Here is a 16,550-nt window from a genome sequence, read left to right on the forward strand (position 1 = left end):
CAGCCGATCGTCAGGGAAAAGCGGTTCTCTCGGGCGGGGACCATGTGTGCGGCATTTTCTTGTCAGGAAGCGACATAGGCCTTGCTATGCCGCCAAAGCTGACATAAACATATGTTTATATCTTTTCAACGAGAATACGCCAATGCATGTTTCGCTCGATACGATGGTTGATACGTTGAAGGCTGCGGCCGAATCGAGCCGGCTCCGCATCCTGGCGCTGCTGTCGCGCGGCGATCTCACCGTGTCCGACCTCACCGAGATCCTCAGCCAGTCGCAACCGCGGGTGTCGCGGCATTTGAAGCTGCTGCTGGAGGCCGGGTTGATCGGCCGCTACCAGGAGGGCTCGTGGGCCTTCTTCCGGCTGTCGGATACGGATTCCGCGCGCGACTTCGTCATGGGGCTCGTCTCTGGCATTCGCGGCGCCGATCCACAGGTCGAGCGCGATCTCGAGCGGTTGGCATCGGTCAAGCGCAAGCGCCAGGACCGTGCCGCCGAGTATTTCTCCGAGAACGCCGCCAGCTGGGATCACATCCGCTCGCTGCATGTGCCGGACCGCGCGGTGGAAGCCGCACTCCTCAAGCTGGTCGGCAAGCGGCCGTTCCAGTCGATGCTAGACCTCGGCACCGGTACCGGGCGGCTGCTGGAGATATTTTCGCCGCTCTACCGGCGCGGCGTCGGCATCGACATGTCGCGCGAAATGCTGACGGTGGCGCGGGCCAATCTCGACAAGGCAGGCATCGCCAATGCGCAGGTCCGCCAAGGCGACATTTTCGCGCCGCCGGTCGAGCGCGACGCCTTCGACCTCGTCACCATCCATCAGGTGCTGCACTATCTCGATGACCCGGCACGCGCCATTCGCGAGGCGGCGCGGCTGCTGCGTCCGGCGGGCCGGCTGGTGATCGTCGACTTCGCGCCGCATGCGCTGGAGTTCCTGCGCGACCAGCACGCGCATGTCAGGCTGGGCCTTTCCGACCGGCAGATCTCAGAATGGTTTGCCGAGGCCGGGCTCGATCTCGAGGATGCCCAGGAATTCGAGCCGCGCGGCGGCAACGAAGCCAGGCTCACCGTCAAGCTGTGGCTCGGCCGCGACCGCCGCATGCTGATGGCCGAGCCTTCCAATGACACCCAACCCACCAAAGCGTACCCTATGGGGGAAATCGCCTGATGAACCAGTTCCGCTTTTCCCGCCGTCCCGACATTGGCGACAAGGTCCGCGTCTCCTTCGAGTTCTTCCCGCCGAAGACCGACGAGATGGAAGCCAGGCTCTGGGACACCGTCACCAGGTTGGAGCCGCTGAAGCCGAGATTCGTCTCGGTGACCTATGGCGCCGGCGGCTCGACGCGGGAGCGCACGGCGCGCACGGTCAAGCGCATCCTGAACGAGACGACGCTGACGCCGGCGGCGCACATGACCTGCGTCGACGCCGCCCGCCATGAGGTCGACGCCGTCGTCCGCGAATTCGCCGACATGGGCGTGAAGCGCTTCGTCGCCTTGCGTGGCGATCCGGCGGCCGGTGTCGGCACCGCCTACCGGCCCCACCCCGATGGCTATGCCAATGGCGCCGAACTGGTTGGGGCATTGAAAGACGCCGGCGATTTCGACATCTCGGTCTCGGCCTACCCGGAAAAGCATCCGGAAAGCCCGGACTTTGCCACCGACTTCGACATGCTGAAGCGCAAGGCCGACAATGGCGCGACGCGGGCGATCACCCAGTTCTTCTTCGACAACGATCTCTACGAGCGTTACGTCGAGAAGGCGCGCCGCGCCGGCATCTACATCCCGATCGTGCCCGGCATCCTGCCGGTGCACAATTTCACCCAGGTCGCCAATTTCTCGGCACGCTGCGGCGCGCTGGTGCCGGCATGGCTGGCCGAGCGGTTCGAAGGGCTGCACAACGATCCGCAGACGCATGCGCTCGTGGCGTCTGCCGTGGCGGCCGAGCAGGTGCTCGACCTTGTCGAGCGCGGGGTCAGCGATTTCCATTTCTACACCATGAACCGGGCCGACCTGGTGTTTGCCATCTGCCATATGATCGGCATCCGCTCCCACGAAACAGAGGCAGCTGGATCCGCCGCCGCCTGAGCTTCATCGTGGTACGAAATCTGAAATATGCAAAAGGCCGGGCGAAACACCCGGCCTTTCGAATTTGTGGGCTATTGCTGCTGTTTTCTTCCGCTCCGGCGGTTACGGAAGAACACCTATGATAAGGGCGCCAATGAAGGCAAATGCAGCACAGATCATCAATGCGTTGATTGGCCTCGTAAGTCCCATGTCATAGTCTCCTTCTTCAAGAGCTATGGATGGGAGTCTAGGGGCATTTGTGCCACAGGCAAGCGGAAAATATGCTGCAATGCGACGCGATTGTGGAATTTGCGACCTGCCACCTGTCGTTAAGCGTTGAAACTCTTCGGCAAAAGCCGCTGGCAGCCTGTGAATAAATTGTGACGCGGCCGTGGCGAAAGCGAGGCATGGCAGCGCTACCAGAGCTAAAGCGCGTCGTTGTCCCAAAACCGCTGCGCACTTTTGGTCGACAGCATTAGCGCCGACCAAACAACCGCCCGTCGATCGTCACCAGGCCAAGCGCGATCAGTGCCATGCCGCAGAACTCGAACAGAGCGAGCCGCTCGCCGAGGAACAGGAGGCCGAGCAGGATGGCGCTGGCCGGGACGATGAGCGTGACCAGCGAGGCGTTGGTGGCGCCGGCCGAGGCGACGAGGTTGAAATAGAGGATGTAGGCGAAGGCAGTGGAGAGCAGCGCCAGCGCCAGCACCGCCGTCCAGACCGGCGGCGAGGCCGAGAACAGGCCGGCCGGGCCATAGGTGAGCAGCACCACCGGGATCATGATGATGGTCGACGCCGTCAATTGTCCGGTGGCGATGACCGGCGAGGGCACGCCCTTGAAGCGGCGGGCAATCATCAGCGCGACGGCGTATGACAGCGAGGCGCCGATCAGCGCGAATTTCGCCCAGACCGGGCCGCCGAGCCCGGCCAGCAGGCCGGGGCCGATCATGACAGCGGTGCCGGCGATGCCGAGCCCGATGCCGGCAAGCTTGTTCCAGGAGAGCTTTTCGTCCGCTGTCAGCGCGTTGGCGAGGATCAGCGTCCAGAACGGCGTCGTCGCATTGAGCACCGAGGCGACGCCGGCGCCAAGCGCGGTCTGGCCGGCAAAGATCAGCGAGAACGGGACGACATTGTTGGCGAGCGCCAAAAGGAAAAACAGGCCGGCATGCGGGAAGGCGAGGCGGAAGGACGGACCGCGAATGCCGAGATAGAGCTGCAGTGCAATGGCCGCAATGGCAACGCGAAACAGAACCAGCACCAGCGGGTGCATTTCGGCAACGGCGATGCGGGCAAAGAAGAACGAGCCGCCCCAGATGGCGCCGAGCAGCAGAAGCTGTCCCCAGTCCCTCAGCGTCATCGGTCCGCGCTGCACGGCTGTCGTGGCTATTGCCATCGTGAACGTCCTTCCCCGCGGCATCAATGCCAGCCACTCAGGCAGAAGGCATATCGGGTCCGGCGACAAGAGCCACCCGAAACCTGATTGCTGGCAACAGTGCTGCCAGGAGGGTGCGCCGCTGGGTCAGTGCCCGCCAGACACAGAATTGTTTTCTTTGGCCGCTAGCTTGGATTAATTGTGCGCAGCCGAGAAGTCAGGGGATTCGTCCATGCAGCGATTCGAGAATGCCCGCGAGGCGGCGCTGGCGCTTCGGCCGGACGATCCGGTCTACTGCTTTCGCCCGCAGGTGCTGAAGGCGGATGCCAAACAGTTCATGGGCATGTTTCCCGGCAAGACCGCCTACGCAGTCAAGACCAATGGCGAGCAGATCGTGCTGAAGGCGCTGGTCGAAGCCGGCGTCACCGCCTTCGATGTGGCCTCGCCCGGCGAGTTCGCCGCCGTGCGCGCCGTCTCACCCGACGCCGAGATGCTCTACATGCATCCGGTCAAGGCGCAGTCGGACATCAAGCTTGCGCTGGAAAAATACGCCATCCGCGTCATTTCGCTCGACCATGAGGACGAGATCACCAAGCTGACGCGGGTGGTGCGGGCGCTTGACATCGATCCGGGCTCCATCAGCGTGTTCGTGCGCATCCAGACCAAGGGCTCGGCGGCCTATGAACTGTCAAAGAAATTCGGCGCCGGGCCGGCCTATGCTGTGGAACTCGCCGAGCGACTCAACCGCACCGGCTACAAGGTCGGCCTGTGCTTCCATGTCGGCAGCCAGATCGAGGATCCCGACACCTATGAGCGGGCGCTGGCCTCCGCCGATTGGGTGCGCAACCGGCTGACCTTCGACATTGCGGGCCTCGATGTCGGCGGCGGCTTTCCCGCCGAGTACGGCCATGACCCCAATCGCAAGCAGATCGAGATGCCGTCGCTCGGCCAGATCATGTCGCGGCTGTCGGGCGACCTGAGGGAATACCAGTTCGACCAGATCCCGTTGGTGGCCGAGCCCGGCCGGGTGATCGTGGCGCGCTGCCTGTCGCTGATCGTGCGGGTGCTGCTGCGCAAGGGCAAGCGGCTCTACATCAATGACGGCATCTGGGCGTCGCTGTCGGATTCTTGGACCGGCAAGATCACACTGCCGGCCCGCTTCATCCCCGATCCGGCGATCCGCTCGCGCAATGGCGAGGAGAAGAACATCGTGCCCTTCAAGGTCTGCGGCGCGACCTGCGATTCCGTCGACATCCTGTCGCGGCCGTTCTGGCTGCCGGAAACCGTCGACACTGGCGACTGGATCGAGATCGGCCATATCGGCGCCTATTCGCTGTCGCTGAGAACCCGCTTCAACGGTTTTTATCCCGACACATTTGTCGAGGTGACGACGCCGTTTGACGAAGGCGATGCGCCGCAGGGATTCGCCAGCCTGGAGACAATGGCGGATTAGGCGACGCCTCCACCGGCCTGGATATTCTCGCCGGTCAGCCAGTGGGCCTCGTCGCTGGCCAGGAAGACCGCGACATCGGCAACGTCGCGGGGCGCGCCGATCCTGCCAAATGGAGACATGCCGGCCGCCACGGCGCGATCGCGCTCGGGAAGCAGGTCCGTGTCCGTGAAGCCAGGCGACAGCGCATTCACGGTGATGCCGCGCGGTCCGAGTTCACGCGAGAGCACACGGACGAATTGTTCGACGGCGCCCTTGCTGCCGAGATAGAGCGCCGTTTGCGTGAAGAACATCTTGGTGCCGCCGGTGGAGACCGCGATGATGCGGCCGCCGTTTCGCACACGGCGCGCTGCTTCCTGAAGCACGAAGAACGTGCCCTTGGCATTGGTGCCGAAGACATGGTCGAAATCGGCTTCGGTTGCCTCGGTCAGAGGCTTGATGACGGCGACGCCGGCATTGGCAACCACGATGTCGATCGCGCCGAACTCACTCTCAGCCTCGTCAAACAGGCGATGAATATCCGAGACGCTTGATATGTCGGCCTGGACGGCGATCGCCTTTCCTCCCTTGCCGGCGATGGCGGCCACGACCTCGTCAGCGGCTTCGTGGTTGCCGACATAGTTGACGACGACGGCAGCGCCCTTGGAGGCGAGTCCTTCGGCGATGGCTCGCCCAATGCCGCGCGAACTGCCGGTGACGAGTGCGGTTTTGCCTTGCAAGGACTTGGGCATGATACGTTTCCTTCAATCATTCAGGCCCGTGCCGGTTTCATCCGACGGGTCCGCTAGTCGAGAAATAGGGCCATGCAACTGATCAGATAATGGCCTATTATCTGACTAATACACAATGCGCGGTTCTGAATTCGCCGAGCTCAAGGCATTCGCCGCAATCGTGGAAGAGCGTAGTTTCGTCCGCGCCGCCGCCCGGCTGCGTGTTTCCCCGCCGGCGCTCAGCCAGTCGATTCGGCAACTGGAGGCTCGCATCGGCATCAGGTTGCTGAATCGCACGACGCGTAGTGTTTCACCCACTGGTGCCGGCGAGACGCTGTTTGCGCGCCTTGCCGTTGCGTTCGAAGAGCTGGAGGGCGCCGTAGCGGACATTCAAGCCGCGCGTGATCGGCCGGCGGGTTCGCTACGAATAAACGTGCCGCGTGTTGCCGCGGTGCGGTTCATCGGCCCGATCCTTGGCGACTTCCAACGCGCCTATCCTGATATCGCGCTGACCGTCATCGTCGACGATACGCTGACCGACATTGTTCGAGGACGGTTCGATGCCGGAATCAGGCTTGGCGAGCGGCTGGAGAAGGACATGGTGGCAGTGAAACTGAGCGGGGATTTGCAGATGGCGGCGGTGGCCGCTCCCGTCTATCTCGAAAATCGGGCCATACCGCGCCATCCGCAGGAGTTGCATCAGCACCAATGCATAACATTCCAGTGGCCTGGTGGCGGCAACCTCTATCGATGGGAGTTCGCGCGCGGCAAACGGTCTCTGGAAATCGCCGTCGAGGGCAGCCTGACTGTTAACGACACCGAGCTGATGCTGAACGCGGCGCTGGGTGGAGCAGGCGTTGCCTACATGATCGACTATCAGGTCCAGTCCTGGATCAATGCGGGCAGGCTGATGAGATTTCTAGAGCCCTGGTCGCCCAGCTTTCCAGGCTTCTTCCTGTATCACCCGAGTTCGAGGCACGTCCCCCCGGCTTTGCGGGCATTTATCGACTTCGTCCGGGCAAGGAGTAGGGAATAAGGAACCCAGCTTGGGCAGATTCTACTCACAGTTTCCCCAAAAGCTCCGGCGTCGGCCAGCCGTCGACCGGCATGCCGAGCCGCATCTGTTCCTTGCGGATGGCTTCGCGGGTGTTGGTGCCCAGAATGCCGTCGACGGTGCCGACGTCATAGCCCCTGGCTTCGAGCTTGGTCTGCAATTCCTTCATCTGGTCGCCATTGAGCCCGGTTTCGGGATTGCGCGGGTCGAACTGCTTTGCCCCGGCCAGCCGGCTGGCGAAGTTGGCGGCGGTCAGCGCGTAGGTGAAGGACTGGTTCCATTCGAGATAGACGTCGAAATTGTCGTAGGCGAGGAAGGCCGGACCTTTGCGGCCCATCGGCAGCGCCAGGCCGGCCTTCAGGCCATTGTCGATCAGCGGCGTGCCATCGGGATTGGTGACGCCCCACGCGGCCCATTGAGACAGCGGCAGCTTGTTGGTGCGGCCGGTCTGCTCCCAGGGCATGTCCTCGGGCACGCGCACTTCCTCGATCCACGGCTGGTCGCGTTTCCAGCCGCGCGACAGCACCTTGTTGGCCGTGGTCATGATCACGTCGGGTACGCTGCGCCTGAGGTCGACGATGCCGTCGCCGTCGCCGTCGACGCCGCGCGCGAGATAGTCGGAAGGCAGGATCTGCGTCTGGCCGATCTCGCCGGCCCAGGCGCCGGTGACGTCGGCCGGAACGACGCCGCGATCGATCAGCGTCAACAGCGGCAGCAGTTGCGGCCGAAACAGCTGCGGGCGGCGGCAGTCATGCGACAGCGTCACCAAGGCGCTCAGCGTGTGGAAATCGCCCTGTACGGCGCCGAAATCGGTCTCCAGCCCCCAGAAGGCGGTGATGATCGGCGCCTGGACACCGAACTGCTGGTCGGCGCGCGCAAAGATTTCGGCGTATTTCTTCAGATTGGCCGCGCCCTGCTTCAGCCGGTAGGCCGAGATCATGCGGTTGGAGAACTGAATGAAGGTCTGGGCGAAGACGCCCTGGGCGCGGTCACGCGCGAGCACCTTGTCGTCGATGGTGGCGGCCTCCAGCGCGTTAAGGCCGACAGCGCCGACACCGGCTGCCTTGGCTTCCGCCGCCACGCCTTGCTTCCAGGTTTCGAAGTCGCCGCCGCATTCCTGCGCCGCCGCCGGCATCGCCGTAGCGCCGAGCAGCAGGGCCGCGAGCAGCCCGGAGCGCAGGCGGCTCTTCGACTGTTTCCGGCGTAAATATCCCAGTGGCTGCAGGTAGGTGCGCATGGGACGTCGAAAAGCAGGCGGTAGAGCCGGTGTCAACGGGTGTTCTGCCGCAGCCACTTTTTCCAGGCTGCCTCAGTGCCGTTGAAGACGTTGATATCGGACTTGCCGTTCATGCCGGGCACGATACCGGTTCCGGTGTATTGCCAGAAGGTGAAAGGGTGGCTGCCGTACTTCTGGCGGGGGTGGCCGGCCACCGAGCGCAGCCAGTAGGGATAGCCGCGGAAGGTCGCAAGGTCGTTATCGTCGAAGAAGTCGACCGAGGTGTAGATGATCGGCTTCTTGCCATAGTGCCGCTCGATCATCTCGAGAAAGGTGGTCATTTCGGCCCGCACCGTCGCTGAATCCGGGCGCAGCCGGCAGGTCGGCGATTGCGGGTTCCACTCCATGTCGAGCACCGGCGGCATGGCCGAGCGGTCGACGGGCACGTTCTGGATGAACCAGCGCGCCTGGGTGGCGGCAGGCGTGCAGAAATAGAAGAAATGGTAGGCCGCGCGCGGAATGCCATTGGCCTTGGTGCGCGACCAATGCTCGTTGAAATACTCGTCGAAACGGTCGCCGCCCTCGGTCGCCTTGATGAAGGCGAAGGAGATGCCGCTGGCCTTGGCCGTCGGCCAGTCGACCGAGGTCTGGTATTTGGAGACGTCGGTGCCGTGAACGGCATAGTTCCAAGGCGCGCCGCTATCCCATTCATGCGGCTTGGAGTCTTCGAAACGCGGTGCGCGCACGGCAACCGTCGGGCTGCTGGATGGCGACATCGAGGGCACGAGATCGCCGGCGGTCGAGCAGGCGGCCAGCAGCGTCAACGTGATGAGGGCCGCGAAACGGCGCATCGCATTTCCCGAGCCGGAATCAGCCGGTCGCTGTTGGGTTGTCGTTGCAGGTGCCCCTCAGGCGATCGCCCCACAGCATCGCCTGATACGCTATTTTCGTGCATGTCGTTGTTCCAAAACCGCTGCGCACTTTTGGGCGACATGCACCAGTGATCGCCGATCATGGTTGATAACAGGTTGACGGCGCTCGACAAGAACACCGATTTTGCGGAAGCAATGGCGGCAAATCGATGACATAAATCGGGCCGCAAGCCACGGGCAGCGGAAAAGCAGGGACGGAAAGATGCGGATCGCCGTGAAGATCATCAAATGGCTGCTCGGCCTGGTCGTGTTGGCCATAGCCGCCCTGTTTACCTGGCTCTACGTCGCGCCGCCCGAACTGATCCGCGTCGGTTCCGGCTATTCCGCCAAGATTGTCTGCTCGAATGTTTTTATCGCCGGCCGTGATCCCAATGAGGTGCTTGCCATCGACGTGCAGGCGCCCGGCCATCCGCTTCTCAGGCTGATGAAGGTGTCGGTCGACAAGAACAGGGGGACCGTCTCGGCCGGGCTGCTTGGCTTCCTCGGCAAGAGCGTTGCTGTTGCGCGCGCCGGCCTGGGTTGCGCCTCGGTTCCTGATGGCGACGTCGGCAAGGCACGGCGCACGTCAATCCCTGCCGAGGCGTCGGCGGCCACCAAGGGCGATCTGTGGCCCGAGGGAGATCGAGTCGATGCCTCGCAAAATCCCGAAATCAACAAGATCCTCGACGGTGCGGCGATGACCGGCATCGGCATGCGCGCCGTGGTGGTGGTCAAAAATGGCCGCATTGTTGCGGAGCGTTATGGCGACGGCTTTTCGGCGAAAACGCCGCTGCTGGGCTGGTCGATGACCAAGACAGTCAACGCCGCGCTCGTCGGCACGCTGGTCAAGGACGGCAAGATGGCGGTGACCAATCAGGGCCTGTTCGGCTCATGGAAGGCGGACGGCCGCGCCGCCATCAGCCTTGCCGATATGATGGCGATGTCGAGCGGACTCGAGTTCAACGAGGATTATGGCGACGTTGCCGATGTGACGCGCATGCTCTACCTCGAACCGGATATGGCGGGCTTCGCCGAGGCCAAGCCGCTGACCGGCGACGTCGGCAAGGTCTTTTCCTATTCGAGCGGCACGGCGGTGATGCTGTCGCGGCTGTGGCAGGATGCTATCGGCGACAAGGACAAGGCGCTGATGTGGCCAAGGGCAGCGCTGTTCGGGCCGCTCGGCATGCAAAGCGCGGTGCTCGAAACCGACGAGGAGGGTACCTTTGTCGGCTCATCCTACCTCTATGCCACGGGGCATGACTGGGCGCGGTTCGGCCAATTCCTGCTGCAGGGCGGCGTCTGGAACGGCAACCAGATCCTGCCGGCCGGTTTCGTCGACTGGATGCGCGAACCGGCACCGGCCTCGAAAGTCTACGGCAAGGGGCAACTTTGGATCGAAGCCCCGGGGGACGAAGGAAATCCCGGCGCCGGCGTCGCCGCCGGCCTGCCCAACGATACCTACTGGATGGAGGGCCATGACGGCCAGACGGTCGCCATCATCCCGTCGGAGCAACTGGTGGTGGTGCGGCTGGGGTTGACGCCGGCCAAGCTCGGCTACCGGCCGCAGGTGATGGTCGGCGCGCTGATGAAGGCACTGCGCTAGCTCCCTTTACCCTCCCCTTGATGGAGAGGGTCGGCGCGTAGCGCCGGGGCGGGGTGCCTGGCACTTCACCCCCACCCGCGCCTTCGGCGCGACCTCCCCCATCGAGGGGGAGGTAAGAGTGCGCGATCTTGACGACCGCCAGCCAGGCATAGCCGCGATAAAGCGCGCGGAAACAGAAGCTTGCGCCGGTTCGCCGAGATTCCGATTCCAAGACTTCGCGCAATGATTCACGTGGCGTGACATGGAATTTCTTGAGCCAGCCGCGCAGCAATGTCCGGAACCAGTTGGGCAAGCCTTCCTGCTGGCCGAAATCGACGACATGCAGCGAGCCGCCGGGCGCGAGTGCCGCAAGGGCTGCTGAAACCGTCTTTTCCCAGCCGGGGATCATCGACAGCGAATAGGACACGAAGATGCGGTCGAAGCGCTCGATGCCGAACAGCGTCTTGGCGTCGAAATCGGTGGCGTCGCCGCGCGCCAGCACGATGCGGCCGGACAGGCCGTCGCGGCCGATCGCCTTGCCGGCGGTCTCCAGCATCTCAGCCGAGATGTCGAGGCCGTAGAGGCGGGCGTCGGGATAGTGGCGGGCTACAAGCGCGATGTTGCGGCCGGTGCCGCAGCCAAGTTCGAGCACTCTGCCATTCGCCGGCACATCCAGCCCGGATATCATCTGGTCGCGGCCAAGCAGATAGTATTTGCGGGTCAGGTCGTAGATGTGGCGCTGCCAGCGGTAGACGCCGTCCATCAGTTCGGCATGATCGGCCGGCAGCCGGCTCGCGCTCATGCCGCGCGCTTCACATAGAGGTGGAAGCCGCCATAGATGGCAGAGCGGTCGCGGGCCGAACAGTCGCGCGAGGCCTCGTCCTCGTAGGTCCACTGGTCGAGCAGCGAGATCGAGACGCGGCCCGGCAGCAGGCTGGGCTCGGCGGCGGTGCGGAAGATGACTCGGGCGCCGACCGAGGCGGTGCGGGTGATCTCCGACCAAAGGGCATTGAGCTGGTCGTCCGTCATCCAGTCCTGCGCGTCGAGCAGGACGAAACGGTCGACGGTGCCTGCGTCCTTGCCGGCCAGAAATTCGATCAGATTGGCGTGGTGGATGCCGACGCGATCGACATTGTTGCGGATCGCCTTGTAGTTGGCCTCTTCTAGATAGGCGGGCAGGGCGGCCTCGCCCGGATTGGGATAGCGACGGGCGAAGGCTTGCCAAGCGAAGTAGTTGTTCTTCAGCGGAAAATCGCAAGCGAGCTTTTCCAGCCGGGCCTTCAGCACGCTGGCCATCGAACCATCGCCCGAGGTGATCAGCGAATCGTACTGCGCCGGCGGAATGCCGAGGCCGAACAGCGAAGCCTTGCGCGAGGTAGCCCAGCGCAACAGCTTCTTGTCGAAGACCGGCGCCAGCTCTTCATTGAAGAAGCGGCGCTGGTCGGCGAGGCTCTTCGACGCCATGAGACCGGCGGGATCGACGCCGAAGAATTTGGCGATGCGGTGGCCCATGGCGATGAACAGGCCGAGCAGGCCGGTCTGGTAGAAATTGCGGTCGAAGACGGTGATGCGCCGGCGGCCGCGCCAGCTGCGACGCTCCCAATAGTGGCGGCTGACCGGGTCGAGATGCGGCGCGATGAAGCGGTCATAGGCTTGCGAATTGTGGTTGGTGCCGGCGGCGCCGAAGAAACGGAACAGATCGCCCTGCGAGGGCAGATGCCGCACCGCCTCCAGCTTCATCCGGTTCAAGGCGATGTGGGCGGCGTTGAGGTCGACCGCATCGACGCGTTCAGGCGAGCGGGTGAGGTAGGCGAGGATGTTGCAGCCGCCCGACGCTATGGTGACGACGCGGTGACCCTGGCCAAGCTGCATGGCCTCCATGTCGACTTCAGGGTCTTCCCAGATCTGCGGATAGACGAGACCGGAAAACAAGAGGGCGAACAGCCGCTCCGAGATGCCGGCCTTCGACAGCGGGCGGTTCTGGTAGACGGCTTTTCCAACTTCCTTGCCGCGGCGAAAAACGAGATCCGAGGAGACGTCCGTCATGGCAAAGTGATTCCCCATTTGCTTTGCCGCAAGCGGGTAACTCAGGGGCATGACAGGCGGGTGACAGCCTGTTGACGCGAGTTCAGGCCTTGCCAAATCCCCCGGGTGTCGGCGTCGTCAGGATGACGGCGTCGCCGGCGTCGAGCACGGTCTGGTCGCAGGCCTTCAGCGTCTCGACGCTGCCGTCCTGGCGGCGGACCTTGGTCGAGCCGACCTCGCCGTCACCGCCGCCGTCGAGGCCTTGCGGCGGGCGGTTGCGGTGCGAGGACAGGATGGCGCATTCCATCTTTTCGAGGAAACGGATCGTCCGCCTGGTGCCGTCACCGGCATCCCATTTGCCTTTGCCGCCGGAGCCTTCGCGGATGTGGAAATCCTCGAGCATGACGGGAAAGCGCAGTTCCAGCACCTCCGGATCGGTGAGGCGCGAATTGGTCATGTGGGTGTGGACGCCGGATGTGCCGGCAAAGCCGCGGCCGGAGTTCATCCGGCCTGCCGGCGAACCGGAGCAGATGGTCTCGTAATACTGGTACTGCTTGTTGCCGAAGGTCAGGTTGTTCATCGTGCCTTGCGCGTTGGCCATGGCACCCATGGCGCCGAACAGGGCGTTTGTGACATGCTGCGAGGTCTCGACATTGCCGGCGACGACGGCGGCGGGGTAGGCGGGCTTCAGCATCGAGCCGTCGGGGATGATGATGTTGATCGGCCGCAGGCAGCCGGCATTCATCGGGATCATGTCCTCGACCATGACACGGAAGGCATAGAGCACGGCGGCGCGGGCGACGGGCTCGGGCGCGTTGAAATTGTTCTTCTCGACCTTCGAGGTGCCGGTGAAGTCCACGGTCGCCTCGCGCTTTTGCCGATCGACGGTAATCTTCACCTTGATCACCTGGCCGGTGTCGGTCGGGTATTCGTACTCGGAACTATCGGGCAGCCGCTCCAGCACGCGGCGCACGCTTTCGGCGGCGTTGTCCTGGACATGGCCCATATAGGCTTCGACGACATCGAGGCCGAAATGGCCGACCATCTTGCGCAGTTCGGCCACGCCCTTTTCATTGGCGGCGATCTGCGCCTTTAGGTCGGCGATGTTCTGATGCGGGTTGCGGGCGGGGTAGGGATGGTCGGTGAGCAGCGTCTGCAGCTCCGCCTCGCGGAATTTTCCGCGATCGACGACGCGGAAATTGTCAAATAGCACGCCTTCCTCATCGACAGTGGTGGCGAGCGGCGTCATCGAGCCGGGCGCGGTGCCGCCAATATCGGCGTGATGGCCGCGTGAGGCTACGTAGAAGATTACTTCCTCCCCCCTTGAGGGGGAGGTGGCGGCGGAGCCGCCGGAGGGGGTTGTTGCGGCAGTGCTCGACGCTCTTGTGGTGCCTTCTGAGAGGACCCCACCCGGCCGCTGCGCGGCCACCCTCCCCTCAAGGGGGAGGGAAAACACCGGCGTCACCACGGTGATATCAGGCAAATGCGTGCCGCCATTGTAGGGGGCGTTCAGCGCAAAGACGTCGCCGGGATGGATGTCGCCGGAGTTCAGCCGGATGATGGTTTCGACCGAGCGGTCCATGGAGCCGAGATGCACCGGCATGTGCGGCGCGTTGGCGACCAGCGCTCCATGACGGTCGAAGACGGCGCAGGAAAAGTCCAGCCTTTCCTTGATGTTGACGGAATAGGCGGTGTTCTGCAGCGTGACGCCCATCTGCTCGGCGATCGACATGAAGAGGTTGTTGAAGACCTCCAGCATCACCGGATCGGCTTCGGTGCCGAGGGCAGCCGTGCGCACTTTCCGTTCGGTGCGGCGGATGACGACGTGATTGAGGTTGGTGATTTCGGCCCGCCAGCCCGGCTCGACGACGATGGTCTGGTTCGGCTCGATGATCAAAGCGGGGCCTGCGACCAGGTTGGATGGGCGCAGATTTTCGCGACGATGGATGCCGGCTTCGTGCCACCGGCCCTCGGTGTAGATGCGCCGCGTTCCGGAAGCGCCGGCTTCAACCCGTGCCGGTCCGGCCGGCGCAACGGCCTCGGCCCTGGTCTCGGCGATTTCGCTGCCTTCGACACTGAGCGTCTCGACGATCATCGGCTTGTCGTCATAGACGAAACCGAACTGCGCCTTGTGGGCGATCTCGAAATCGCGCCTGGCCTGGAAGATCGAGTCCTGCTCAAAATTCACCGGCAGCGTGGTGTCGGTGCCGTCATAGCGGATGTGCAGCACCGGCTTTGCGGCAACCTTGTCCTGCGCAATGCCTTGCGCTGCCAATTCGGCGATGACGGCTTTTTTCAACGTGCCGATGAGGCTGGCGATCTCGGTCCTGGATTCTTCGGCAAGCGGCTTCAGGAGTGCCTGCTGGCGCGACGCGAAAACCGACGACAGCCCGATACCATAGGCTGAGAGCAGACCGGAAAAGGGGTGGATCAGTACCGCCTCCATGCCGAGCGCGTCGGCAACCAGGCAGGCATGCTGGCCGCCGGCGCCGCCAAAACAGTTCAAGAGATATTCGGTGACGTCGTAGCCGCGCTGCACGGAGATCTTCTTGATGGCATTGGCCATGTTTTCCACCGCGATGGTAACGAAGCCTTCGGCGACGGCTTCCGGCGTGCGGCCGTCGCCGATTTCGGCGGCGAGCGCAGCGAATTTTTTACGCACGGCGGCGACGTCCAGCGGCTGGTCCTGGCCGGGTCCGAAAATCGCCGGGAAGAAATCGGGCTGCAGCTTGCCCAGCATGACATTGGCGTCGGTGACGGCAAGCGGGCCGCCGCGCCGGTAGGCGGCGGGGCCGGGATTGGCGCCGGCGGAATCCGGCCCGGCGCGGAAGCGGCCGGCTTCGTAATGCAGGATCGAGCCGCCGCCGGCAGCGACGGTATGGATGCGCATCATCGGCGCACGGATGCGCACGCCGGCAACCTCGGTGTCGAAAGCGCGCTCATACTCGCCGTCAAAATGGGCGACATCGGTGGAGGTGCCGCCCATGTCGAAGCCGATGACTTTCTCGAAACCGGCGAGTTTCGCCGTTTCGACCATGCCGACGACACCGCCGGCCGGGCCGGACAGCAGCGCGTCCTTGCCCTGAAACATGTCGGCGGCGGTGAGCCCGCCCGACGACATCATGAACATCAGGCGAGGGTTTTCCCTCCCCCTCGAGGGGAGGGTGGCGGCGGAGCCGCCGGGTGGGGTCGCCGCGGCAGTGCTCGACGCTTTGGTGGTGCCTCCTGAGAGAACCCCCTCTGTCGGCTTTGCCGACTGCCCTTCGCTATGGCTCCGGGCGTTCGTCGCTGAAAAAGCCAAATCGTCGGCTTTTTCTCGGCCTTTGGCCGACCGCTCCTCACCCTCCACAAGTGGGGAGATTGGCATCGCGCCCAGTTCTCCCGCCACCCTTTGCACATAGCGCGACAGGATCGGCGACAGATAAGCATCGACCACGGTGGTGTCGCCGCGGCCGACCAGCTTGATCAGCGGCGAGACCTCATGGCTGACCGAGACTTGGCTGAACCCGATCTTGCGGCAGACTTTCGCCACCGCCTTCTCGTGGTCGGGATATTTCCAGGCATGCATGAAGACGATGGCCACCGCATCGATGCCGTCAGCCTTCGCCTGTTCGATGGCGGGGCGGCAGGCGGCGATGTCGAGCAAGCGCTCGACCTCGCCATTGGCGCGCACGCGTTCGTCGATCTCGATGACCCGCTCGTAGAGCTGTTCCGGAAGGATGATCTCCTTGGCGAAGATGTCCGGCCGGGCCTGATAGGCGATCTTCAGCGCATCGCGAAAGCCCTTGGTGATGAGCAAAAGCACACGGTCGCCCTTGCGCTCCAGCAGCGCATTCGTGGCAACGGTGGTACCCATCTTGACGTCACCGACCAGGCCCGGAGGAATAGCGGTGCCGGATTTCAGCCCCAAAAGCTCGCGGATGCCGGCTAGGGCCGCATCGGGATAGGCTTCGGGATTTTCCGACAGGAATTTCCTGGGATGCAAACCGCCTTGCGGATCACGTCCGATCACGTCGGTGAAGGTGCCGCCGCGGTCGATCCAAAAATCCCATTTCTTGTCCACGCAGAACTCCGGCATTGCATTTGGGTCCAGACTGTTAGTTCGGCATCGCCCGGCCCGCAATCGGTAGTGCGCGGATGTTACATCAGGAAACGCAACGTTACGAAAC

General features: G+C 63.7%; 11 protein-coding genes and 1 pseudogene. 5 read left to right on the forward strand and 7 right to left on the reverse strand.

All coding sequences use genetic code 11. The features are described from left to right. Positions 1-142 precede the first annotated feature (142 nt). Both ACYG9R_RS21735 and metF read left to right on the forward strand, forming a co-directional pair. Positions 143-1,165 carry an ArsR/SmtB family transcription factor gene (locus ACYG9R_RS21735; RefSeq protein WP_023823180.1) on the forward strand — a complete coding sequence of 341 codons (1,023 nt, stop codon included), beginning with the start codon at positions 143-145 and terminating at the stop codon, positions 1,163-1,165. Continuing rightward, complete coding sequence (gene metF, locus ACYG9R_RS21740) at positions 1,165-2,082, forward strand: methylenetetrahydrofolate reductase [NAD(P)H] (RefSeq protein ID WP_023688016.1); 918 nt, start codon at positions 1,165-1,167, stop codon at positions 2,080-2,082. The genes ACYG9R_RS21735 and metF overlap by 1 nt, the downstream gene beginning before the upstream one ends. A 454-nt stretch (positions 2,083-2,536) precedes the next feature. On the opposite strand, the gene ACYG9R_RS21745 is transcribed toward metF, so the two are convergent. Beyond that, on the reverse strand, positions 2,537-3,454 hold the full coding sequence (locus ACYG9R_RS21745) for a DMT family transporter (RefSeq protein WP_023682155.1): 918 nt from the start codon (positions 3,452-3,454) through the stop codon (positions 2,537-2,539). 211 nt (positions 3,455-3,665) lie between these two features. Here ACYG9R_RS21745 and ACYG9R_RS21750 point away from each other — a divergent pair, with 211 nt between their 5' ends. Next, the gene (locus tag ACYG9R_RS21750; protein ID WP_023668250.1) at positions 3,666-4,886 is read left to right on the forward strand and encodes an alanine racemase; all 1,221 of its coding nucleotides are present in this window, start codon (positions 3,666-3,668) and stop codon (positions 4,884-4,886) included. Here the strand turns inward: ACYG9R_RS21750 and ACYG9R_RS21755 are convergent. Continuing rightward, positions 4,883-5,614 (reverse strand): SDR family oxidoreductase, encoded by a 732-nt coding sequence (locus tag ACYG9R_RS21755; RefSeq protein WP_023823179.1) that lies wholly within the window; start codon positions 5,612-5,614, stop codon positions 4,883-4,885. The genes ACYG9R_RS21750 and ACYG9R_RS21755 overlap by 4 nt on opposite strands. A gap of 115 nt (positions 5,615-5,729) precedes the next feature. On the opposite strand from ACYG9R_RS21755, the gene ACYG9R_RS21760 reads away from it, so the two are divergent. Next, entirely contained in the window at positions 5,730-6,629 is a 900-nt protein-coding gene (locus ACYG9R_RS21760; RefSeq protein WP_023682153.1) for a LysR family transcriptional regulator, read from the forward strand. Between the two features lie 25 nt (positions 6,630-6,654). Here the strand turns inward: ACYG9R_RS21760 and ACYG9R_RS21765 are convergent, their stop codons facing one another. Both ACYG9R_RS21765 and ACYG9R_RS21770 read right to left on the reverse strand, forming a co-directional pair. Continuing rightward, the gene (locus tag ACYG9R_RS21765) at positions 6,655-7,884 is read right to left on the reverse strand and encodes a lytic murein transglycosylase (RefSeq protein ID WP_023682152.1); all 1,230 of its coding nucleotides are present in this window, start codon (positions 7,882-7,884) and stop codon (positions 6,655-6,657) included. Between the two features lie 32 nt (positions 7,885-7,916). After that, on the reverse strand, positions 7,917-8,714 hold the full coding sequence (locus ACYG9R_RS21770; RefSeq protein WP_023682151.1) for a glycoside hydrolase family 25 protein: 798 nt from the start codon (positions 8,712-8,714) through the stop codon (positions 7,917-7,919). A 283-nt stretch (positions 8,715-8,997) separates the two neighbouring features. On the opposite strand from ACYG9R_RS21770, the gene ACYG9R_RS21775 reads away from it, so the two are divergent. Beyond that, entirely contained in the window at positions 8,998-10,377 is a 1,380-nt protein-coding gene (locus ACYG9R_RS21775; protein ID WP_023690860.1) for a serine hydrolase domain-containing protein, read from the forward strand. A gap of 124 nt (positions 10,378-10,501) precedes the next feature. Here the strand turns inward: ACYG9R_RS21775 and ACYG9R_RS21780 are convergent. From ACYG9R_RS21780 to ACYG9R_RS21790, 3 genes and pseudogenes are all read right to left on the reverse strand, one after another. Further along, a pseudogene (locus ACYG9R_RS21780) lies at positions 10,502-11,158 on the reverse strand (class I SAM-dependent methyltransferase); the annotation flags it as partial. Then, positions 11,155-12,453: a BtaA family protein gene (locus ACYG9R_RS21785; RefSeq protein ID WP_031199088.1), complete on the reverse strand. Its 1,299-nt coding sequence runs from the start codon at positions 12,451-12,453 to the stop codon at positions 11,155-11,157. The gene ACYG9R_RS21785 and the pseudogene ACYG9R_RS21780, both read right to left, overlap by 4 nt. Before the next feature lie 31 nt (positions 12,454-12,484). Further along, positions 12,485-16,444, reverse strand: coding sequence for a hydantoinase B/oxoprolinase family protein (locus tag ACYG9R_RS21790; RefSeq protein ID WP_023823177.1), 3,960 nt, complete (start codon positions 16,442-16,444; stop codon positions 12,485-12,487). Between the last annotated feature and the right edge of the window lie 106 nt (positions 16,445-16,550).

Source organism: Mesorhizobium sp. RSR565B, from assembly GCF_054719465.1.